A 14,805-nucleotide genomic window follows, 5' to 3' on the forward strand; every position below is an offset into this window, starting at 1 on the left:
TCGTCAGGCTCATAACCTGAAGGCCGCAGGTTCAAATCCTGCCCCCGCAACCACACCAATACAGTTCCAAAACCCCCGCTCTCTCATCGAGACAGCGGGGGTTTTCGTGTTGCGACCTACCGAATCACACCACAAATCACGCGAGACCCCGAGCCCCCAATCGGCTGACTCTTGTAATCATCAGAAAACGCATGAACGACTAGAGAAGAACCATCAGCATCCAGCAATGCTGGACGCCCATCCTTGCCTGTTAGAGAGACGAAAGGTGAATAAACTTCAGCTGACGCTTTGCCGTCTGCGCCCGCAAAAATGTTAGGAAGATCGCCAGAGTCATTTTCCTTTGCATTCAATAGGCCGTGCGTGACTGGTGTCGTTTTATGGACATGTGACCCTGCCTTGGTAAAGGCTGGGTCGCTGCAGTCGCCTTTTTCATGGAAGTGCATGCCGTGCCAGCCCGGTGTTAGCCCGCTGACTTCAATATGAAGGAGGACACCTCGTGGCGCTTCGGTAATTTGAGCCGTGCCAGCCGGTTTTCCGTCGCTTCCTGCAAGAGAGGCAGTCGCCGTTTCTGCTGAAAAGGCCAGGGACGGCGTCAGGCTCAGGGACCCGGCTATAAGAGCGATCCGTGTCAAACGCATTATAGTCATAGGGAGTCTTTCTCAGTTATGAGGATGGCAGGGGCATTCCGTGAAATTGCGGGATATGGTGCAAACCTGATGCAATTAAGACGCAATAGCAACAAGGATATGTTGCTTTCTTCTCCCCACTTTCTGGCCTTGGAACGAAAACGCTAGCGCCTGCTATCATAAATCGACATTCACATTGTCATGAGGAGAGAGCGGCTAGCCAATCGTGCCATTTCCCCAGCGGGAGATTGTGAGTGGAAGAAATAATAAAGAACCTTCGGTGAACTTCACTTCTTTCGTTTTGTTTTGTTGGAAAGAATGGCAGAACGCGCCCTAGCCCAGCGCAATAACTGCGGCACTGTATTCAGGGAAATTATGCTTTTCAAAACTCTCCCCAGGCAGACCGTTATTGGTTTGTGTGCACTATTCGCGTGTACATTTACGGCACTGACCAGTGAAGTGGCCCCGGTTGGCCTCCTGATTGATATGGCTCAAGGGTTTCATATCACAGAAGGTCAGGCAGGACTGGCTGTTAGTGCCTTTGCTCTGATGGTTGCTTTGGGAGCAGTCCCTTTGACCATCCTGACGGCGAAAGTGGACCGCAAAAGGCTGATGCTGTTGTCTTTGGGAGGCTACGTGCTTTCCAATCTGATTGCCGCGGTTGCTCCGACCTTTCTGATTCTATGTGCGGGGCGTGCGATCGGTGGCATCGCGCATGCGTTGCTGATGTCGATTGTCTCGGCTTATGCCGCACGGCTTGTTCCGCCCAAAATGACTGGGCGCGCTATTTCGTTTGTTTATGGTGGTACGTCTTTGGGCTCTATTCTTGGAGTGCCGGGGGCCGCTGCAATCGGACATTTTGCCAGTTGGCGTATCGCGATGCTCGTGATGACTGCCATTGCAGTGTTGCTGACGGTTTGTATTGCTTTCTTTTTGCCGCCAGTCGCAACATCCGGAGATGCCAGCACGAACTTGCCATCGATGGGCTCACGGAAGGCAATGAGGATCTTCCTGATCGTCGTGGCTATTGATGCTATCTTCTTCGTCGCTCACAACATGCTTTATACTTACGTCACTCCATTGCTGCTGGCACATGGCCTTCCCAAGAGTGTTCTCAGCGTTGCTCTGCTCCTGACGGGTGCTGTGAGTATTCTGGGTCTTTGGGCCGCAGGGCAGATTGTGGATCGCTGGCCGGCGGCGGGCATGCTGGCAGGGGGAATGGCGATGCTCATCGGAATGGGCCTGATGTATGGTCACATTCTGTCTGGCTGGGGTTCTGTGGCCTCTGTTGCGCTTTGGTGTACTGGCTATTCAGCACTCATTCCATTCGTCATGTCTGGGGCCATTCGTGCAAGAGCGACCCGTCCGGATGTGGCGGGAGCCGCTATCAACGGCGGTAGTAATCTCGGGATTTTGCTCGGATCAGCGTTGGGTGGTCAGGTGCTAACCTGGAGTGGGTTCAGCGTTTTGACGCCAATCGCCATTGCCATCACGCTTACCGCTATTCTTCTGGCGATTTTCAATCCAGAGGCTTTTCCAAGGATATTGAACTCTTCAGAAGAAGAGACTGCTTCCTGACAATAAAAAAGGGGCTCCGAATAGCAATTCGGAGCCCCTTTTTGTCGATTTGGTCTTAGTAGACTGAAAGCCTATCAGAATGATGTCGATAGTGTTCCCATCATCGCGAATGGCGGCATGATGTAATAGGTTGGGGCTGTATCAGCACTGATCTTGTGGCCATAGACGCCTGTCGTTGCCCGGGCATTGTTCGAGAAGTAATAAACGCCACCCAGCTTGTACTGGCCTGTCAGGTTGGTGAAGTTCAGCTTGAACGTCGGCGACTGGGCGATGAAGAACTTTGGCAGATGGTAACCCAGCGTCAGGGAGTCTGAGAAGTAAGACGGCATGTACTGATCGTTCATAAAGGACGATGCCTGCTTGGACGTGTAATGCACGCTCGCATTCAGGAAGAACGGGCCTTCATTATAGGTTAGGCCAACGCTGCCAGAGAACTTCGGCGACATGACAGCCGTCTTGCCCTTGGTCCGCATATAGTCCACGGAGCCGTCGTCGGCCGTGGTCTGAAGGTTGTTGTCCATCGTCGTGTGCAGGTATTCAAATGCGAAATACGGCTGGAAACGATGGAACAGCGGACGAGTGGACAGCATGACATCTACGCCGCGGATTGTTTCGCCGCCTGCGTTGATTGTCTGGCTAACTTGAACGTCGTTGCTGAACATGTTGACGGACAACAGACGGTTAGAGACGTTCATGTTGAAGAAGCTGATATCCGCCAGGAACAGGTTGTCGTTGTAACGATAACCCAGCTCTTCTTTGATCGAATACTGCGGCTTTGCTCCTGCCCCGGATGTCGTCATGACGCCTGTGCTCGTGCTGTAGCGCGAGATCATGTTGATCGGGGAGGGCGCGCGGAAATCGCCTTCAGCATTGATATAAAGCTGATGATGAGGGGCAAAGTTATACGACCAGGAGAAACGCGGTGTTGGCGAAACATAGGTGTGATTGGTGTGGCTGGCCGTGCTGGGCAGATAATCCTGCCCTTCCAGTGTCATGGACGTCACTTTGATGCCGCCAGTGACGGACATTTTGTGGTTCAGAAGGTGGACGGTGTCTTCCAGAAAGCCTGAGTTCAGGCTGTAGGATCCCAGATAGTCAACGGAATAGTAGATGTTGCCGCTTGTCGTCCGGTAATAGGACGATTTATCCGTATCAGAGGGCTGTGCGCCTGTTGTCTGGTTCATCCGTGACAGGGGAGTGCGCAGGGCATAACGGTATTCTTCATGCCAGTAACCGATCTGCCCGTCATTGTTCTCCGAATGCCAGCCGAGCGCCGCAACAACACCGCCCTGTTGGGTAACGGACATGGAATTCGTTGAGACCGCAGCGCGTGTTGATGTGCTGATCCTGCCATCGCCATTCAGGTCCACCCGTTGCAGGGCTGTCCCGGCGTAGGTCCGGCCTTCCTGCAGGCGGGAAGCACTGTTCAACGTAATGTCAGACCGCTCATAGTAGGGCGAGATGTTCAGCGTAAAGGTGTCGTTCAAGGCGAATTTCATGGGCATGGACACATAGAACTGGTCCTTGTCCGTACCACGAACACCATAATAGCTGCCCGGAGACGTGGCGCTGAACTCGGCATTATAGCTGAGTGGCGTGGAGACCGGGCGGCCATGTTTGTCATTCTGAAAGTTCGCCAGCGTCGGATAGCGGTTCAGGTAATAGTGCGAGTGGTTGTATCCGGCGAACAGGTCAATGGAACTGCGGTTGCCGATGAGCTTCTGGGCGCGGAAGTCCATATGCTTGCGATCACTGTCCCCCGACCCGCGCCATGCATCGGAATGCGTGTTGGAGAATGAGGCATAGCTGGTGATGCCGGTGTGCCCAATCTCACCTGAATCCACACGGATGAAACCGCGTGTTCGGTTGAAAGAGCCATAGCTGCCGGAAACCAGCCCGCCAAACTTTCTGGAAGGCGCACGGGTTGTAATGCTCAGGGCACCGGCGCCAGCCGAGGTCAGCGGGTCTTCTACGGAAATGGAGCCAGGGCTCATGCTTTCCGAAGAGATATTGTTGCTGTCGATGTAGTTCTGAACAAAGTTTGAGGCCGAAGACGTACCGCCGTTTGCGATTGGCATGCCGTTCAGCATGATGCCGATATCGTTGTCATACAGACCGCGGCTCTGCATGGACCCGCCTTCGTTGCCGCTCGGGTCTGGCGTGGTGATATTCACGCTTGGCAGATTGCTGATCAGGTCCAGCGGACTGCTCGTCGGGCTCTGCATTTCGATGTAGTTCTGCGTCACGGTCTGCACAGCGCGGGATGCTGTCTCGGCGCGCATCATGCCGCCGCCCGGCTGATGATGTGTTCCTGTGACACTGATGGACTCTTTGCCGGCTTCGACTTCAGTACGGGCAGCGTGTGCACGGTGCTTGGAGGGCTCTGTTGTCGCAGAGGAGGCGGCATAGGCTGTTGGAACAGTGACGGAGAGGCCGCTCAGAAACGTGGCTGCTGCAAGGGCTTTCTTTCCCGGTCCGAAAAGAGCGTTAAGCGGAACGGAGATTCCGGAACGGCTGGAGCGGTTGGGAGAGAAAGTACAGGAAGACATTTCTGGGACTCATTCTGCAGGAGACTAACGCTTCGATAGCGTTATGAATTTGGTAAGCGAAGATAAAGGAGAGAATTATAAGAACATTCCAAAGAAAAAATTGATAGTTTCAATTTTTGTCTGAGGGGCTGTTTTGCGTCAGGAGCGACGCGTCAGCAGGGGCTTGGCCAGAAGGACACTCATGAAGGAAATAATGGCCGTCAGGATCATATAAAGCGCCGGCGCATGGTTCATGCCGCTCCAGGCAATCAGGGCGGCGTTGGTCATGGGAGCAAGGCCTCCGAACAGCACCACGCCGAATGAATACCCCATCGTTAGTCCACGGCCTCGCCGTTCGCTGGGAAAGATCTGTCCGATGAAACCATCGAGTGCCGCAAAGTAGAAAAGCCCACTGAGATTGAAGATCAGCGGCATCAGCAGAACTGTGGCCGGAGCAACGCGGATCAACTGGAATGCAGGTAACGGAAGAAGGATCAAAAAGGCGCAGGACAGAAGCATGGGGCGGATGCTGTGTGTTCTGTCGAAGCGGTCTGCCAGTTTCCAGCGCAAGGGGGTGAAAAGCAGCTGTCCGCCATAGGTCAGGAGTGGCGCAAGGGATGTGCTGATATTGGAGAGACTGTACTGGCTGCGGGCATAATGCGGCATGTAAAGGCCGAGATAGGTAATGCCGCTCCCCAGTGCGACAGATCCCATGATGAGCGTAGTACGCAGGATTGTATCGGACTGGAAAAAGGGAGCAACGACGGGGGGCGGAGCAAGCTGTGTCGGCGGTGCGCGGCTGTTCAGAACAAGGCGCAGGATCAAGCCCCCCATGCCTACAGCTGCGCCAAGTCCTGTAGCGATACGAAAGGCATAGTCGTTGAATGCTGCTGTCGGGAGGCAGAGGTTCAGAAGAAGGACCACGGTTGCTGCGCAGAGGGAGGCCGTAATCTGACCGATAGCCTGCCAGCTTGCGGCACGGGCTTCATGGTGAGGTGCATGCTCGATCAGGAAAGATGTTGCACTGCCAAATTCCCCGCCAAGTGAAAAGCCGTGAATGAGACGCGCCACGACAATCAGAACTGGTGCTGCAATGCCGATGGTGGCGTAAGGCGGCGTCACGGTGAGGAGCACGCTGCCAACCGCCATGAGAAGAATGCAGATCATCATGGTGGGGACGCGACCCCGCCGGTCTGCATAATCGCCAAGAACGATAGCTCCGAGCGGGCGTGCAAGCAGCGTCAGGCCGAAAGTTGCGAGAGATAGCCCGAGTTGCGACAGCGGAAGCCCTGATGGAAAGAAGGTGCGTCCAATCGAAGCGGAAAAATACGCGTAAATGACGAAGTCGTAGTACTCAATGATATTGCCAATGATCGAAGCAATAACAGCCTGATCTGGCTTTTTTTGAAACAGGGCAACCCTCTTCGCCATCAACCCTGGATGCCCCCAAGTTGCTGGATCAGGAACTGGATGAATGAGCGGAGGGTCGGCGCGCTGTAGCGTTCCTTGTGATACAGGAGATAAATAGGCCGGGACGGAAGCGTATAGTCTGGAAGAAGGGCCTGGAGTTTTCCGTCCCGGATATCTTCGCGCACCAGGTCTGAGGGCAGCATGGCAATCCCCATGCCTGATAAGGCGGCACGGCGCATGGCCTGCGTGTTATTGAAAAGGCCCTTGCGGTTCATTTCTATCGAGACATGCCCCTGCGGTCCCTCAAAGTGCCATTCCCGCCTGGCCCAATGCCAGGGCGATGCTGGCGTATAGGAAAAGGCCAGAGCGTCATGTGTTGCCAGTTGCTGCGGCGTAAGGAGTTCCTCACGGCGCGAAAGATACGCAGGGGACGCGCAGAGCGTCATGGTGTAATTGGCAAGCCGACGACAGATCAGGGATGAGGGCTCCGGCACGCCCAGTCTGATGGCGATATCGAACTTCTCATGCGTCAGATCGACGCTGCGTTCAGTCAGGACGAGGTCGATATCCACGGAGGGATGCTCGTTCAGGTAATCTGCAATGCAGGGCGTGATGCTTTGTGTGCCATACGTGACCGGAGCGGTAATCCTCAGGGTTCCGGAAGGGAGGCTCTGGGCAGCTTCCGCCATCCGTTCCGTCTCGTCCAGCATGCTGAGAATTTTCTGGCATTTGGCGAAATAGACGGCTCCGAATGCGGTCAGGCTCTGTCGGCGTGTCGTGCGTCTCAGCAGACTTGTGCCCAAACGTTCTTCCAGCAGGCGCACGTAATTGCCCACCATTGTGGGTGAGATGCCGCACCGCTCTGCGGCAGACGTCATGCTTCCTGTTTCAACGACCGCGATAAAGGTCGTCATGGCCTGAAAAACGTTCATTGCAAACCGCAGGTTAGTAATTATCGCACCATAACAGCATTTATCGAAGAGATCGAAGACCGTAACGGTTTGACGTAGATGCTCCCGATCAGGAACTGAAGGTTGATGTTTTCCATGCGTATCAGAAGTGCGGCTCTCTCCCAAAGAAAGCTTTCTGCCAGAACTCCGGTTCTTGTCGGCCTGCTTGGAGCAACGGCCCTCGGACTGAGCGCCTGTGTACATCAGCTTCAACCTGTTCAGCCTGTATCCCAGCCCACAGTGGCCCATGATTTTATGGCTGCAACAGCCAATCCCATGGCGTCTCGTGCCGCCTCTGATGTTTTGCAGAAGGGTGGAAGTGCAGTCGATGCAGCCATTGCGGCCCAGATGGTTCTTGCCGTGGTGGAGCCGCAGGCTTCCGGGCTGGGTGGCGGCTCTACCATCCTTTACTGGGACAAGGCCGCTGATCGTCTGAGCTTCTTTGATGGTCTCGCCAGTGCGCCGTCTGGTATGCATCGGGACTACATGCATGACCGCAATGGCGTCCGGATTCCTGAAGCAATATTGCAGCGGACGGGCCGTGTCGTCGGCGTCCCTGGAACCTTGCGAACGCTGGCACTTTTGCATGAGCGCTATGGCAAGCTGCCGTGGAGCGATCTTTTCCAGCCAGCAATTTCAGCTGCCCGGGGTGGTTTTCCGCTTGCCGGATATTTGCATCTCGTCCTGACCGAACGTCCGGAGCTCGCGAAAGAACCGCAGTTTTCGGCATATTTTGATGGCAGCGGTCAGCCTCTGCCTAAAGGCACGATCCTGCACAATGCCGATCTGGCAGGTACGCTCGAACATGTGGCGCACGATGGAGCGGAGTATTTCTATACGGGCGCTTTTGCGAAAAAGCTGTCCGCTGCGGTTACGAGTGGGGCTTATCCCGGAGCGCTGTCTCCTGCGGATTTAAAGAGCTACAAGGTGCGCGAGCGGGCCCCTTTGTGTGTTACGGCCTTTAACCGTCGCATTTGCTCCGCAGCTCCCCCGGTTGCGGGCGGACTGTCCGTTCTGCAACAGCTTGCCATTCTGGATCGTCTGAACATTGGTCAGTACAAGCCAGGCAGTGTAGAAGCCGCCCATCTGCTGCTTGAAGCCTCCCGTCTGGCAGAGGCCGATCGCCGGAAATATGCTGCGGATCCGGATTACACGCGCGTGGATACGGCAGCCATGCTTGATCCAGCGTATCTCGATCGCCGGGCAAAGCTTGTTTCAACGGGTGAAGCGGCCAGCCGCGTGGTGGCAGGACAACTTGCCGGGAAGTTCGCGCTTTTGCCTTCGTCCGACCCGATGACTGTGCCTGCAACAACGCATCTGTCCATCCGTGATGCCTCTGGCAATGCGCTGTCTTTCACAACCACGATCAATCTGAATTTTGGATCGGATATCATTGTGGATGGTGTCGTCCTGAATAATGCCATCACGAATTTTGCGTCCCATCCTTTCGTGAATGGGCAGCCTGCGGCCAATATTGCAGCACCGGGCAAGCGTCCTATCACCACCATGTCTCCAACCATCGTCTTTGGGCAGAACGGGCAGCCTGAAGTCATCGTTGGTGCGGGCGGTGGTGCGCGGATTATTGATTCTGTCGTGCAGACGCTGGTGGGCTATCTGGCGTGGGGACAAAATATCCGCACGGCTATTGAGCAGCCTCGGATTGGGGCCCAGAACCATGCCGAGGAACTGGAGCAGGGCACATCTGCAGCAGGACTTGCTTCTGCTTTGAGTGCCATGGGGCATCACCCGAAAATTGACGTCATGAATGCCGCCGTACAGGGCATCACCATTCATCCGGACGGTCTTACGGGCTGGGGTGACCCGCACCGTGACGGCGTGGCCGTCGGTCAGTAATATCTGCCTCGATCTGCTGGAGACCATAATGAAGCTTTCTTTCCGCGCTGCTCTCAGCGCTGCCACACTCCTGTCTCTCGCGGCCTGTGCCGAACCTGCCCATACTGCAAAGCCTGCGGGTGTGGCAGAGGTAGATCGTGCTCTGGGTGATGGTGGGGTAAGCGATTTTTACACACCGCCCGCTCAGGTGCCGGCAACGGTGGGTCAGATGATCCGCACTCAGCCTATTACCGATCGTCCGCTGCCGGAAAACGCAGGCCAGGCCGTGCGGACGCTTTACACGTCCGTTAGTGGGGTGAATGCTCCTGATCCCGTCACGGTTTCCGGTCAGATCATCTTTCCCAAGGGCACGCCCCCTAAAGGTGGCTGGCCTGTTGTGGCCTGGGAGCACGGCACAACAGGGATTGCGGATATCTGCGCCCCGTCCTGGCGGGGATATCTCTCCCGGGATCGTGCCTATCTGGACCATTGGCTGAAGGCGGGCTTTGCCGTTGTGGCCAGTGATTATCAAGGACTGGGAACGCCGGGGCCGCATCCGTATTTGATGTATCGCCCAGAAGGCTACAGCGTTCTGAACGGGTTGCGCGCCGCTCTGGCTCAGTACAAGGGCACGCTTCAGAACCGTATCATTCTTGTTGGTCAGTCGCAGGGCGGTGGCGCTGCGTTGGGTACGGCTTGGCTTTCCCCCCAATATGCACCGGATCTGCATGTCCTTGGAACGGTTGCAACAGGCGTCGTAACCCAATTTAAGCTGCCGGATCATCCCAAGCATGAGCCGCTTCCACGCCTGAATGTCGAACCACCGCACATGGCTGCGGCTTTTGGTATCCTGACGATCGAGGGATCGCGGAAGAGCCTGCATCCTGAGGTGGATGTCCGTGCAAATATGACGGATAAGGGCAAGGACCTGTCTCATCAGGCCCGTCAGACCTGCCTTGGCGATCTGTTCCGGTTACACGGAGGCACATGATATCACCGAAGACAATGCGTACGCAGGTGATACATCCAGGCTTGAAGCTGACTTTCAGGACGCATTCACCATCCCGGATGCGCACATGACGATGCCTGTTTTCGTGGGTACAGGCCTCGCCGATAATGAAGCTGGTGTGGCCCAGCAGTATAACGCTGTGGCGGCCATGTGTGACGCTGGTACGAACGTAACGTGGAAGACCTATTCCGGTCTGACTCACAACGGGGCAGTGAACGGCTCTGCGGCTGATTCTGTTCCGTTTGCGCTGGCGCTGCTGAAAGGCCATCATCCGAAAGGAAACTGTGCAACGATCAAGCCCGTTTCCGAAGTGGAGAAGGCATTGCCGGGAATTCGCTGGAACAACTGAGTTCCGTCGGCCTGTGCGTTCTGCCGTCTGGGAAAGGAACGTTTATGCCGACGCTTGAAATCTGTGTTGAAGATGCCGTTGGGTTGCAGACAGCCCAGCGGCCCGGCGTCTCGCGGATTGAACTGTGTTCCGCTCTGGCGCTGGGTGGCCTGACCCCTTCGGCAGGGCTGATGCACCTTGCTGCAAAATCCAAGGTTCCGGTTTATGCCATGATCCGCCCCCGAGAGGGCGGCTTTGTGTTTGCCGAAGCGGAAATTGATCAGATGCTGGCGGACATTGATGCTGCCCGTGCAGCAGGGCTGGCCGGTGTGGTTCTCGGCGCGTCTCTGGACGATCATACGCTCGATATCGCGACCCTGAAGCGTCTGTCTGAAGCCGCCGGTTCAATGGGCCGCACGCTTCACCGCGTCTTTGACCTCACGCCTAACCCGCTCATGGCCGTGGATCAGGCAGTTGAGTTGGGTTTTGAGAGAATACTGACGTCCGGGCAGGCAATTAGCGCCCCCAAGGGACATTCTGTTCTGAAGAATATTGTGCATCACGCCGCCGGACGTATCGAAATCATGGCGGGCAGTGGTGTGCGTGTCGGGAACGCGCGCGATCTTCTGCGCGACACAGGTGTCACCAGTCTTCATGCCTCCTGCCGGGGGCCATCTGTCGGGCAGGCCTGTCGCGTCTGGGACCTGGGGTTTGGGCGACTGGCATCCCGAACCAGTGGTCGCATCATCGACCAGATGCTGGCCATTCTGGCGGAGGAGACAACAGCGCAGACTGTCTGAGATGTCAGAGCTGGTGTGCGAGCGCTGCCCGAAGTTTCAGTGGCGTGTTGGTCACCAGAATATCAATCGGCAGAAAATGCGCCTGGTGCGCGCCTTCACTCGGTGAAACGGCATCCATTATTGCGGTTGGGCCGAGCAGATCTGTGACGATAACAGCGCCCTTTGCGTGGGCGGCTTGGAAAAGAGATGGTGGAGAATTTTGCGGGATATACGCTGCAAACTGTCTGCCAGCGGCCATTCCGGCATATGCTTCCAGATCCTGCGGTTGTGTGACGAGGACGGAAATGAGCGCCTTGGGGTCAGCAGCAAAGGCTTCCCGGGCCTGCTGTTTTTTGAATGTCAGCACCACAATCCGCTCTGACAGACCTCTCTGCTGAACGGGTTGTAAGGCATCACGAGGCGAGACATCTTTGATATCGAGCATCAGAAGGGCATCGGGTGTTGCAGCGGCCCATTGCAGCACCTTGTCGTAGGTAGGAACAGGGTCGCGGGGTGTCCCATGCCCATTCCTGAGTCGTAGCGTCGCGATCCTTGCATTGTTCAGGGCGCTGAAGAGGCCGTGCCCCGTTGTGATACGATCCACCTCTCGATCATGCATCAGCATGATGGTGCCGTCGGCCGTTTTGGCGAGATCAATTTCCATCATGAATGGACCTGCCTGATGGGTCTGGCGCATCTGGGTAAGGCTGTTTTCCGTTCCTGAGGGGCTGGTCCAACCGCGATGCGCACAGATTAACGGTTTGGCGCGCAGATAAGGGTTTAGATCCTGGGCCCTGACCATGGAAGAACACATGAGGCCAACAAGAACTGCTGTGCTTTTCGTCAGGACTGTCCTGCGTTGCATGGTCTGCCCTTCGACCAGAAAGATGTGTGGGTAAAATACAGGGTCTGTCAGGGCGATAAAAGTGCTCTGGCTGCCTGCATTCTGTGCTGGCAGCTCCTATCGGGACTGGCTACAGAATTCAGTCCGAATTGCTGTGGAAAAGGAATAACCGGAATGACCGTTTCAGTCGTGCTGTATGGCATCAAGGCTTGTGACACCATGAAGAAAGCCCGGCTCTGGCTGGACGATCATGGGATCGATTATGCGTTCCATGATTACAAGAAGGACGGGATCTCAGATGCTGTGCTGGAAGGCTGGGTTCGTCAGGTGGGCTGGGATGTGTTGCTGAATAAGGCTGGGACGACGTTCCGCAAACTGGCACCGGAGCAGAAGGACAATCTGACACAGGATAAAGCTGTGGCTCTGATGCTGGCACAACCGTCCATGATCAAACGACCTGTTCTGGAACGTGCGGGTAAGATCGTGCGTGTGGGCTTCAAGCCTGCTGAGTACGAAGAAACCTTTGCTGGCTGAACCTGCTGTTCAGGGCGTCAGGTTCAGCATTTTGATCTTGCGATGAAGTGTGGAGCGACTGATGCCAAGTGCGCGAGCCGCTGCGCTGACATTGCCCTGTGTCGTGGCAAGGGCCGAACGTATGACGTGGACTTCGGCCTTGCGGAAACTCAGCTCATCCTCTGAATCCAGGAAGTTCATCAGGGCAGGAAGATGCTCCAGTTCGCCTTCTGGCCAGTGCATACGCTCTCGGCTCGCATGGGTGGCACCCTGCACATGCCCATCGGCGTTCAGCGCGACCAGTGGCGTTGAACTTGCCGTCGCCAGCCCGAGCGTAATGATCGTCTCGTTTGGGAAGAATTCCCGGAACAGTCTTTCTTCGATTTTGCGTGCCGTGGTCGTCATTGTCTCCATCAGCAGGCCTGCAAACGGCAGGATATCGTTCCCCGCGAAAGAGCAGATGTTAAGAACGCCCGCCAGCTTTCCACTGGCATTGTAAAGCGGCGCGGCAATACCGGTCAGGCCCCGGAAGCACAGACGCCAGTGCTGGCTTTGCAGCACCATGACGGGCTTTTTTTCCTGCAGGCACGTTCCAATGCTGTTCGTCCCGGCATTGGCTTCATCCCAGAGGGCCCCGGCCTGAAAGCCCCAGCGACGGCAGCCGGTCAGATCTTCCCGGCTGGTTTGACGTGACAGAACAACGCCGTTCGCATCCGCCAGCATCACGGTAAAGCCAAGTGCCATCACCATCGTATGCAGACGCTCCATTTCTGGCAGGGCATGCTGGATCAGAAGGCGCGTACGATTGCTGATGAAACGCAACTCCGGCGGGCTCAGAAGGCGCGTTTCCCACCGCTCAGCCGGGTCAAGATTGTAGCTGGTGGAGCACCGGATCCATGACTCGGACAGACCGGCTTGTGGCGTAATACCGGTCATGAGTGTCTCTCGTTTTTCAGATGTGTCTCAGAACTGCGACAGGTGACGACGATATAGTCACAATCGGGTGAAAGAGATCCGATCATGGATGGCATCGCGCGGGCTGTGGAAGGAACAAGGCTGTCAGAGTGCGTGACTGACCGGTGCCCGTGTCTTTCAAACGAAAGTTTCGTCCGCCGGTAGCTCTCGCCTTTCTGTTGTAACGCTCTTGGCGAGGGGTTGGATGCATGGATGAGAAACAAGCTTTTCAAGACAACCATCCGGCCGGCAGGGAAAGACCTGCGCAGCAGTTTTCTGCCCTCGCACAGTCATATGGGGGACGGATCATATCCTGCTCCTTAAGCGATTAAGAGAGACAAAATATTTCAGAAAAAGTGGTTTTCCATATTTTTGAAAAACGAGGTGTCATGTCTTCTTCTCTCCAGAGGGTGCTGTCTCCAGTAACCTCTATCCTGCTCGCGCTTGTGGGGCTGTTCCTGTTGGGTGGGGGCGGTTATCTGCTCGTGCTTGGTGGGTCCTGGTTTTATGCGCTGGCTGGTCTCGTCATGCTTGCGGCGGCTGCCGTCAGCCTGAAGAACCCGTCTCAGGCAGGCCGTATTTATGCAGGTCTGCTGCTGGTTGCCACGATCTGGTCTGTTGTTGAAGTCGGCTTCAACATCTGGGGGCTGGAAGTTCGTCTGTTCACTCTGGTTGGCATTGCCTGCTGGATGCTTCTGCCGTGGGTCTGGCGCTCCAATGCGTCCTGGGCTGCGGACAAGCGCGAACTGGCCGGTTCTGCGGCCATCGCCGTTGTGGCGATCGTTGCTAGCTGCTTCACGTCCTATTCCATCAATGGCACGCTTCCGGCAGAGCGTATGGCTGCATCTGGTCAGGTTGACGAAACCGGCAAGGGCACGCCCGCAGCTGACTGGCCTGCTTATGGTCGGACGGTCGGCGGTGATCGTTACAGCCCGCTGGGTCAGATCACGCCTGCCAATATCAGCAACCTGAAGCGCGCCTGGGTTACCCAGACGGGTGACGTCCAGAAGGCTGACGAAGGCGTTGTGGCTGGTCCGGATCAAGGACACGAGTTCAACCTCGAGGTTACCCCGATCAAGGTTGATGACACGCTCTACCTTTGCACGCCGCATAACTGGGTCATGGCCCTTGATGCCGCAACGGGCAAGGTGAAGTGGAAGTTCGATCCGAAGCCGGCTGCTGAAGATCTGGCTGCCAACGTCTATCTCGCCTGCCGTGGCGTCTCCTACTACAAGGCTCCGGACGACTATACCGCTCCTGATGGCTCCAAGGCCTGCCAGAAGCGTATCTTCTCCCCGGTTGGTGACGTTCGTCTTCTTGCTGTCGATGCTGAAACAGGCAAGCCCTGTGAAGACTTCGGCGAGCACGGCTTCATCTCCCTGCGCCAGTATCTTGGTCATGTGCCGCATGGCTTCCACTTCGTGACGTCTCCGCCGCTGGTGGTGAAGGATCG

Annotated in this window: 10 protein-coding genes and 2 pseudogenes; 6 read left to right on the forward strand and 6 right to left on the reverse strand. The window is 56.1% G+C overall.

Annotated elements, in window-relative coordinates:
* Nucleotides 1-116 precede the first annotated feature (116 nt).
* Nucleotides 117-647 carry a superoxide dismutase[Cu-Zn] gene (sodC, locus tag ABF979_RS13230; protein WP_415560306.1) on the reverse strand — a complete coding sequence of 177 codons (531 nt, stop codon included), beginning with the start codon at nucleotides 645-647 and terminating at the stop codon, nucleotides 117-119.
* A gap of 354 nt (nucleotides 648-1,001) precedes the next feature.
* Here sodC and ABF979_RS13235 point away from each other — a divergent pair, with 354 nt between their 5' ends.
* Nucleotides 1,002-2,204: an MFS transporter gene (locus tag ABF979_RS13235; protein ID WP_215750787.1), complete on the forward strand. Its 1,203-nt coding sequence runs from the start codon at nucleotides 1,002-1,004 to the stop codon at nucleotides 2,202-2,204.
* A gap of 74 nt (nucleotides 2,205-2,278) precedes the next feature.
* Here the strand turns inward: ABF979_RS13235 and ABF979_RS13240 are convergent, their stop codons facing one another.
* From ABF979_RS13240 to ABF979_RS13250, 3 genes are all read right to left on the reverse strand, one after another.
* A complete protein-coding gene (locus tag ABF979_RS13240; RefSeq protein ID WP_202208351.1) occupies nucleotides 2,279-4,753 on the reverse strand; it encodes a TonB-dependent receptor in 2,475 nt (824 codons plus the stop codon).
* A gap of 138 nt (nucleotides 4,754-4,891) precedes the next feature.
* Nucleotides 4,892-6,163 (reverse strand): MFS transporter, encoded by a 1,272-nt coding sequence (locus ABF979_RS13245; protein WP_415560308.1) that lies wholly within the window; start codon nucleotides 6,161-6,163, stop codon nucleotides 4,892-4,894.
* The gene (locus ABF979_RS13250) at nucleotides 6,163-7,056 is read right to left on the reverse strand and encodes a LysR family transcriptional regulator (RefSeq protein ID WP_252347447.1); all 894 of its coding nucleotides are present in this window, start codon (nucleotides 7,054-7,056) and stop codon (nucleotides 6,163-6,165) included. The genes ABF979_RS13245 and ABF979_RS13250 overlap by 1 nt, the downstream gene beginning before the upstream one ends.
* A 123-nt stretch (nucleotides 7,057-7,179) precedes the next feature.
* Between ABF979_RS13250 and ggt the strand changes: the two genes are divergently transcribed.
* The 3 genes and pseudogenes from ggt (at nucleotide 7,180) to ABF979_RS13265 (ending at nucleotide 11,062) form a co-directional block, all read left to right on the forward strand.
* On the forward strand, nucleotides 7,180-8,946 hold the full coding sequence (gene ggt / locus ABF979_RS13255; protein ID WP_415560310.1) for a gamma-glutamyltransferase: 1,767 nt from the start codon (nucleotides 7,180-7,182) through the stop codon (nucleotides 8,944-8,946).
* A gap of 28 nt (nucleotides 8,947-8,974) precedes the next feature.
* Nucleotides 8,975-10,283: pseudogene (locus tag ABF979_RS13260) on the forward strand (lipase family protein).
* Nucleotides 10,284-10,327: 44 nt separating this feature from the next.
* The gene (locus ABF979_RS13265) at nucleotides 10,328-11,062 is read left to right on the forward strand and encodes a copper homeostasis protein CutC (protein ID WP_215768789.1); all 735 of its coding nucleotides are present in this window, start codon (nucleotides 10,328-10,330) and stop codon (nucleotides 11,060-11,062) included.
* Between the two features lie 4 nt (nucleotides 11,063-11,066).
* Here the strand turns inward: ABF979_RS13265 and ABF979_RS13270 are convergent, their stop codons facing one another.
* The gene (locus tag ABF979_RS13270; RefSeq protein ID WP_415560313.1) at nucleotides 11,067-11,906 is read right to left on the reverse strand and encodes a glycerophosphodiester phosphodiesterase family protein; all 840 of its coding nucleotides are present in this window, start codon (nucleotides 11,904-11,906) and stop codon (nucleotides 11,067-11,069) included.
* A 153-nt stretch (nucleotides 11,907-12,059) separates the two neighbouring features.
* On the opposite strand from ABF979_RS13270, the gene ABF979_RS13275 reads away from it, so the two are divergent.
* On the forward strand, nucleotides 12,060-12,419 hold the full coding sequence (locus tag ABF979_RS13275; RefSeq protein WP_202208344.1) for an ArsC family reductase: 360 nt from the start codon (nucleotides 12,060-12,062) through the stop codon (nucleotides 12,417-12,419).
* A gap of 9 nt (nucleotides 12,420-12,428) precedes the next feature.
* Here the strand turns inward: ABF979_RS13275 and ABF979_RS13280 are convergent, their stop codons facing one another.
* Nucleotides 12,429-13,334, reverse strand: a complete 906-nt coding sequence (locus ABF979_RS13280; RefSeq protein ID WP_202208343.1) for a helix-turn-helix domain-containing protein — start codon at nucleotides 13,332-13,334, stop codon at nucleotides 12,429-12,431.
* Nucleotides 13,335-13,741: 407 nt separating this feature from the next.
* On the opposite strand from ABF979_RS13280, the pseudogene ABF979_RS13285 reads away from it, so the two are divergent.
* Nucleotides 13,742-14,805: pseudogene (locus ABF979_RS13285) on the forward strand (membrane-bound PQQ-dependent dehydrogenase, glucose/quinate/shikimate family); the annotation flags it as partial.

Origin of the sequence: Gluconobacter sp. (assembly GCF_047723935.1) — a bacterium.
In the GTDB taxonomy this organism is placed as follows: Bacteria; Pseudomonadota; Alphaproteobacteria; order Acetobacterales; family Acetobacteraceae; genus Gluconobacter.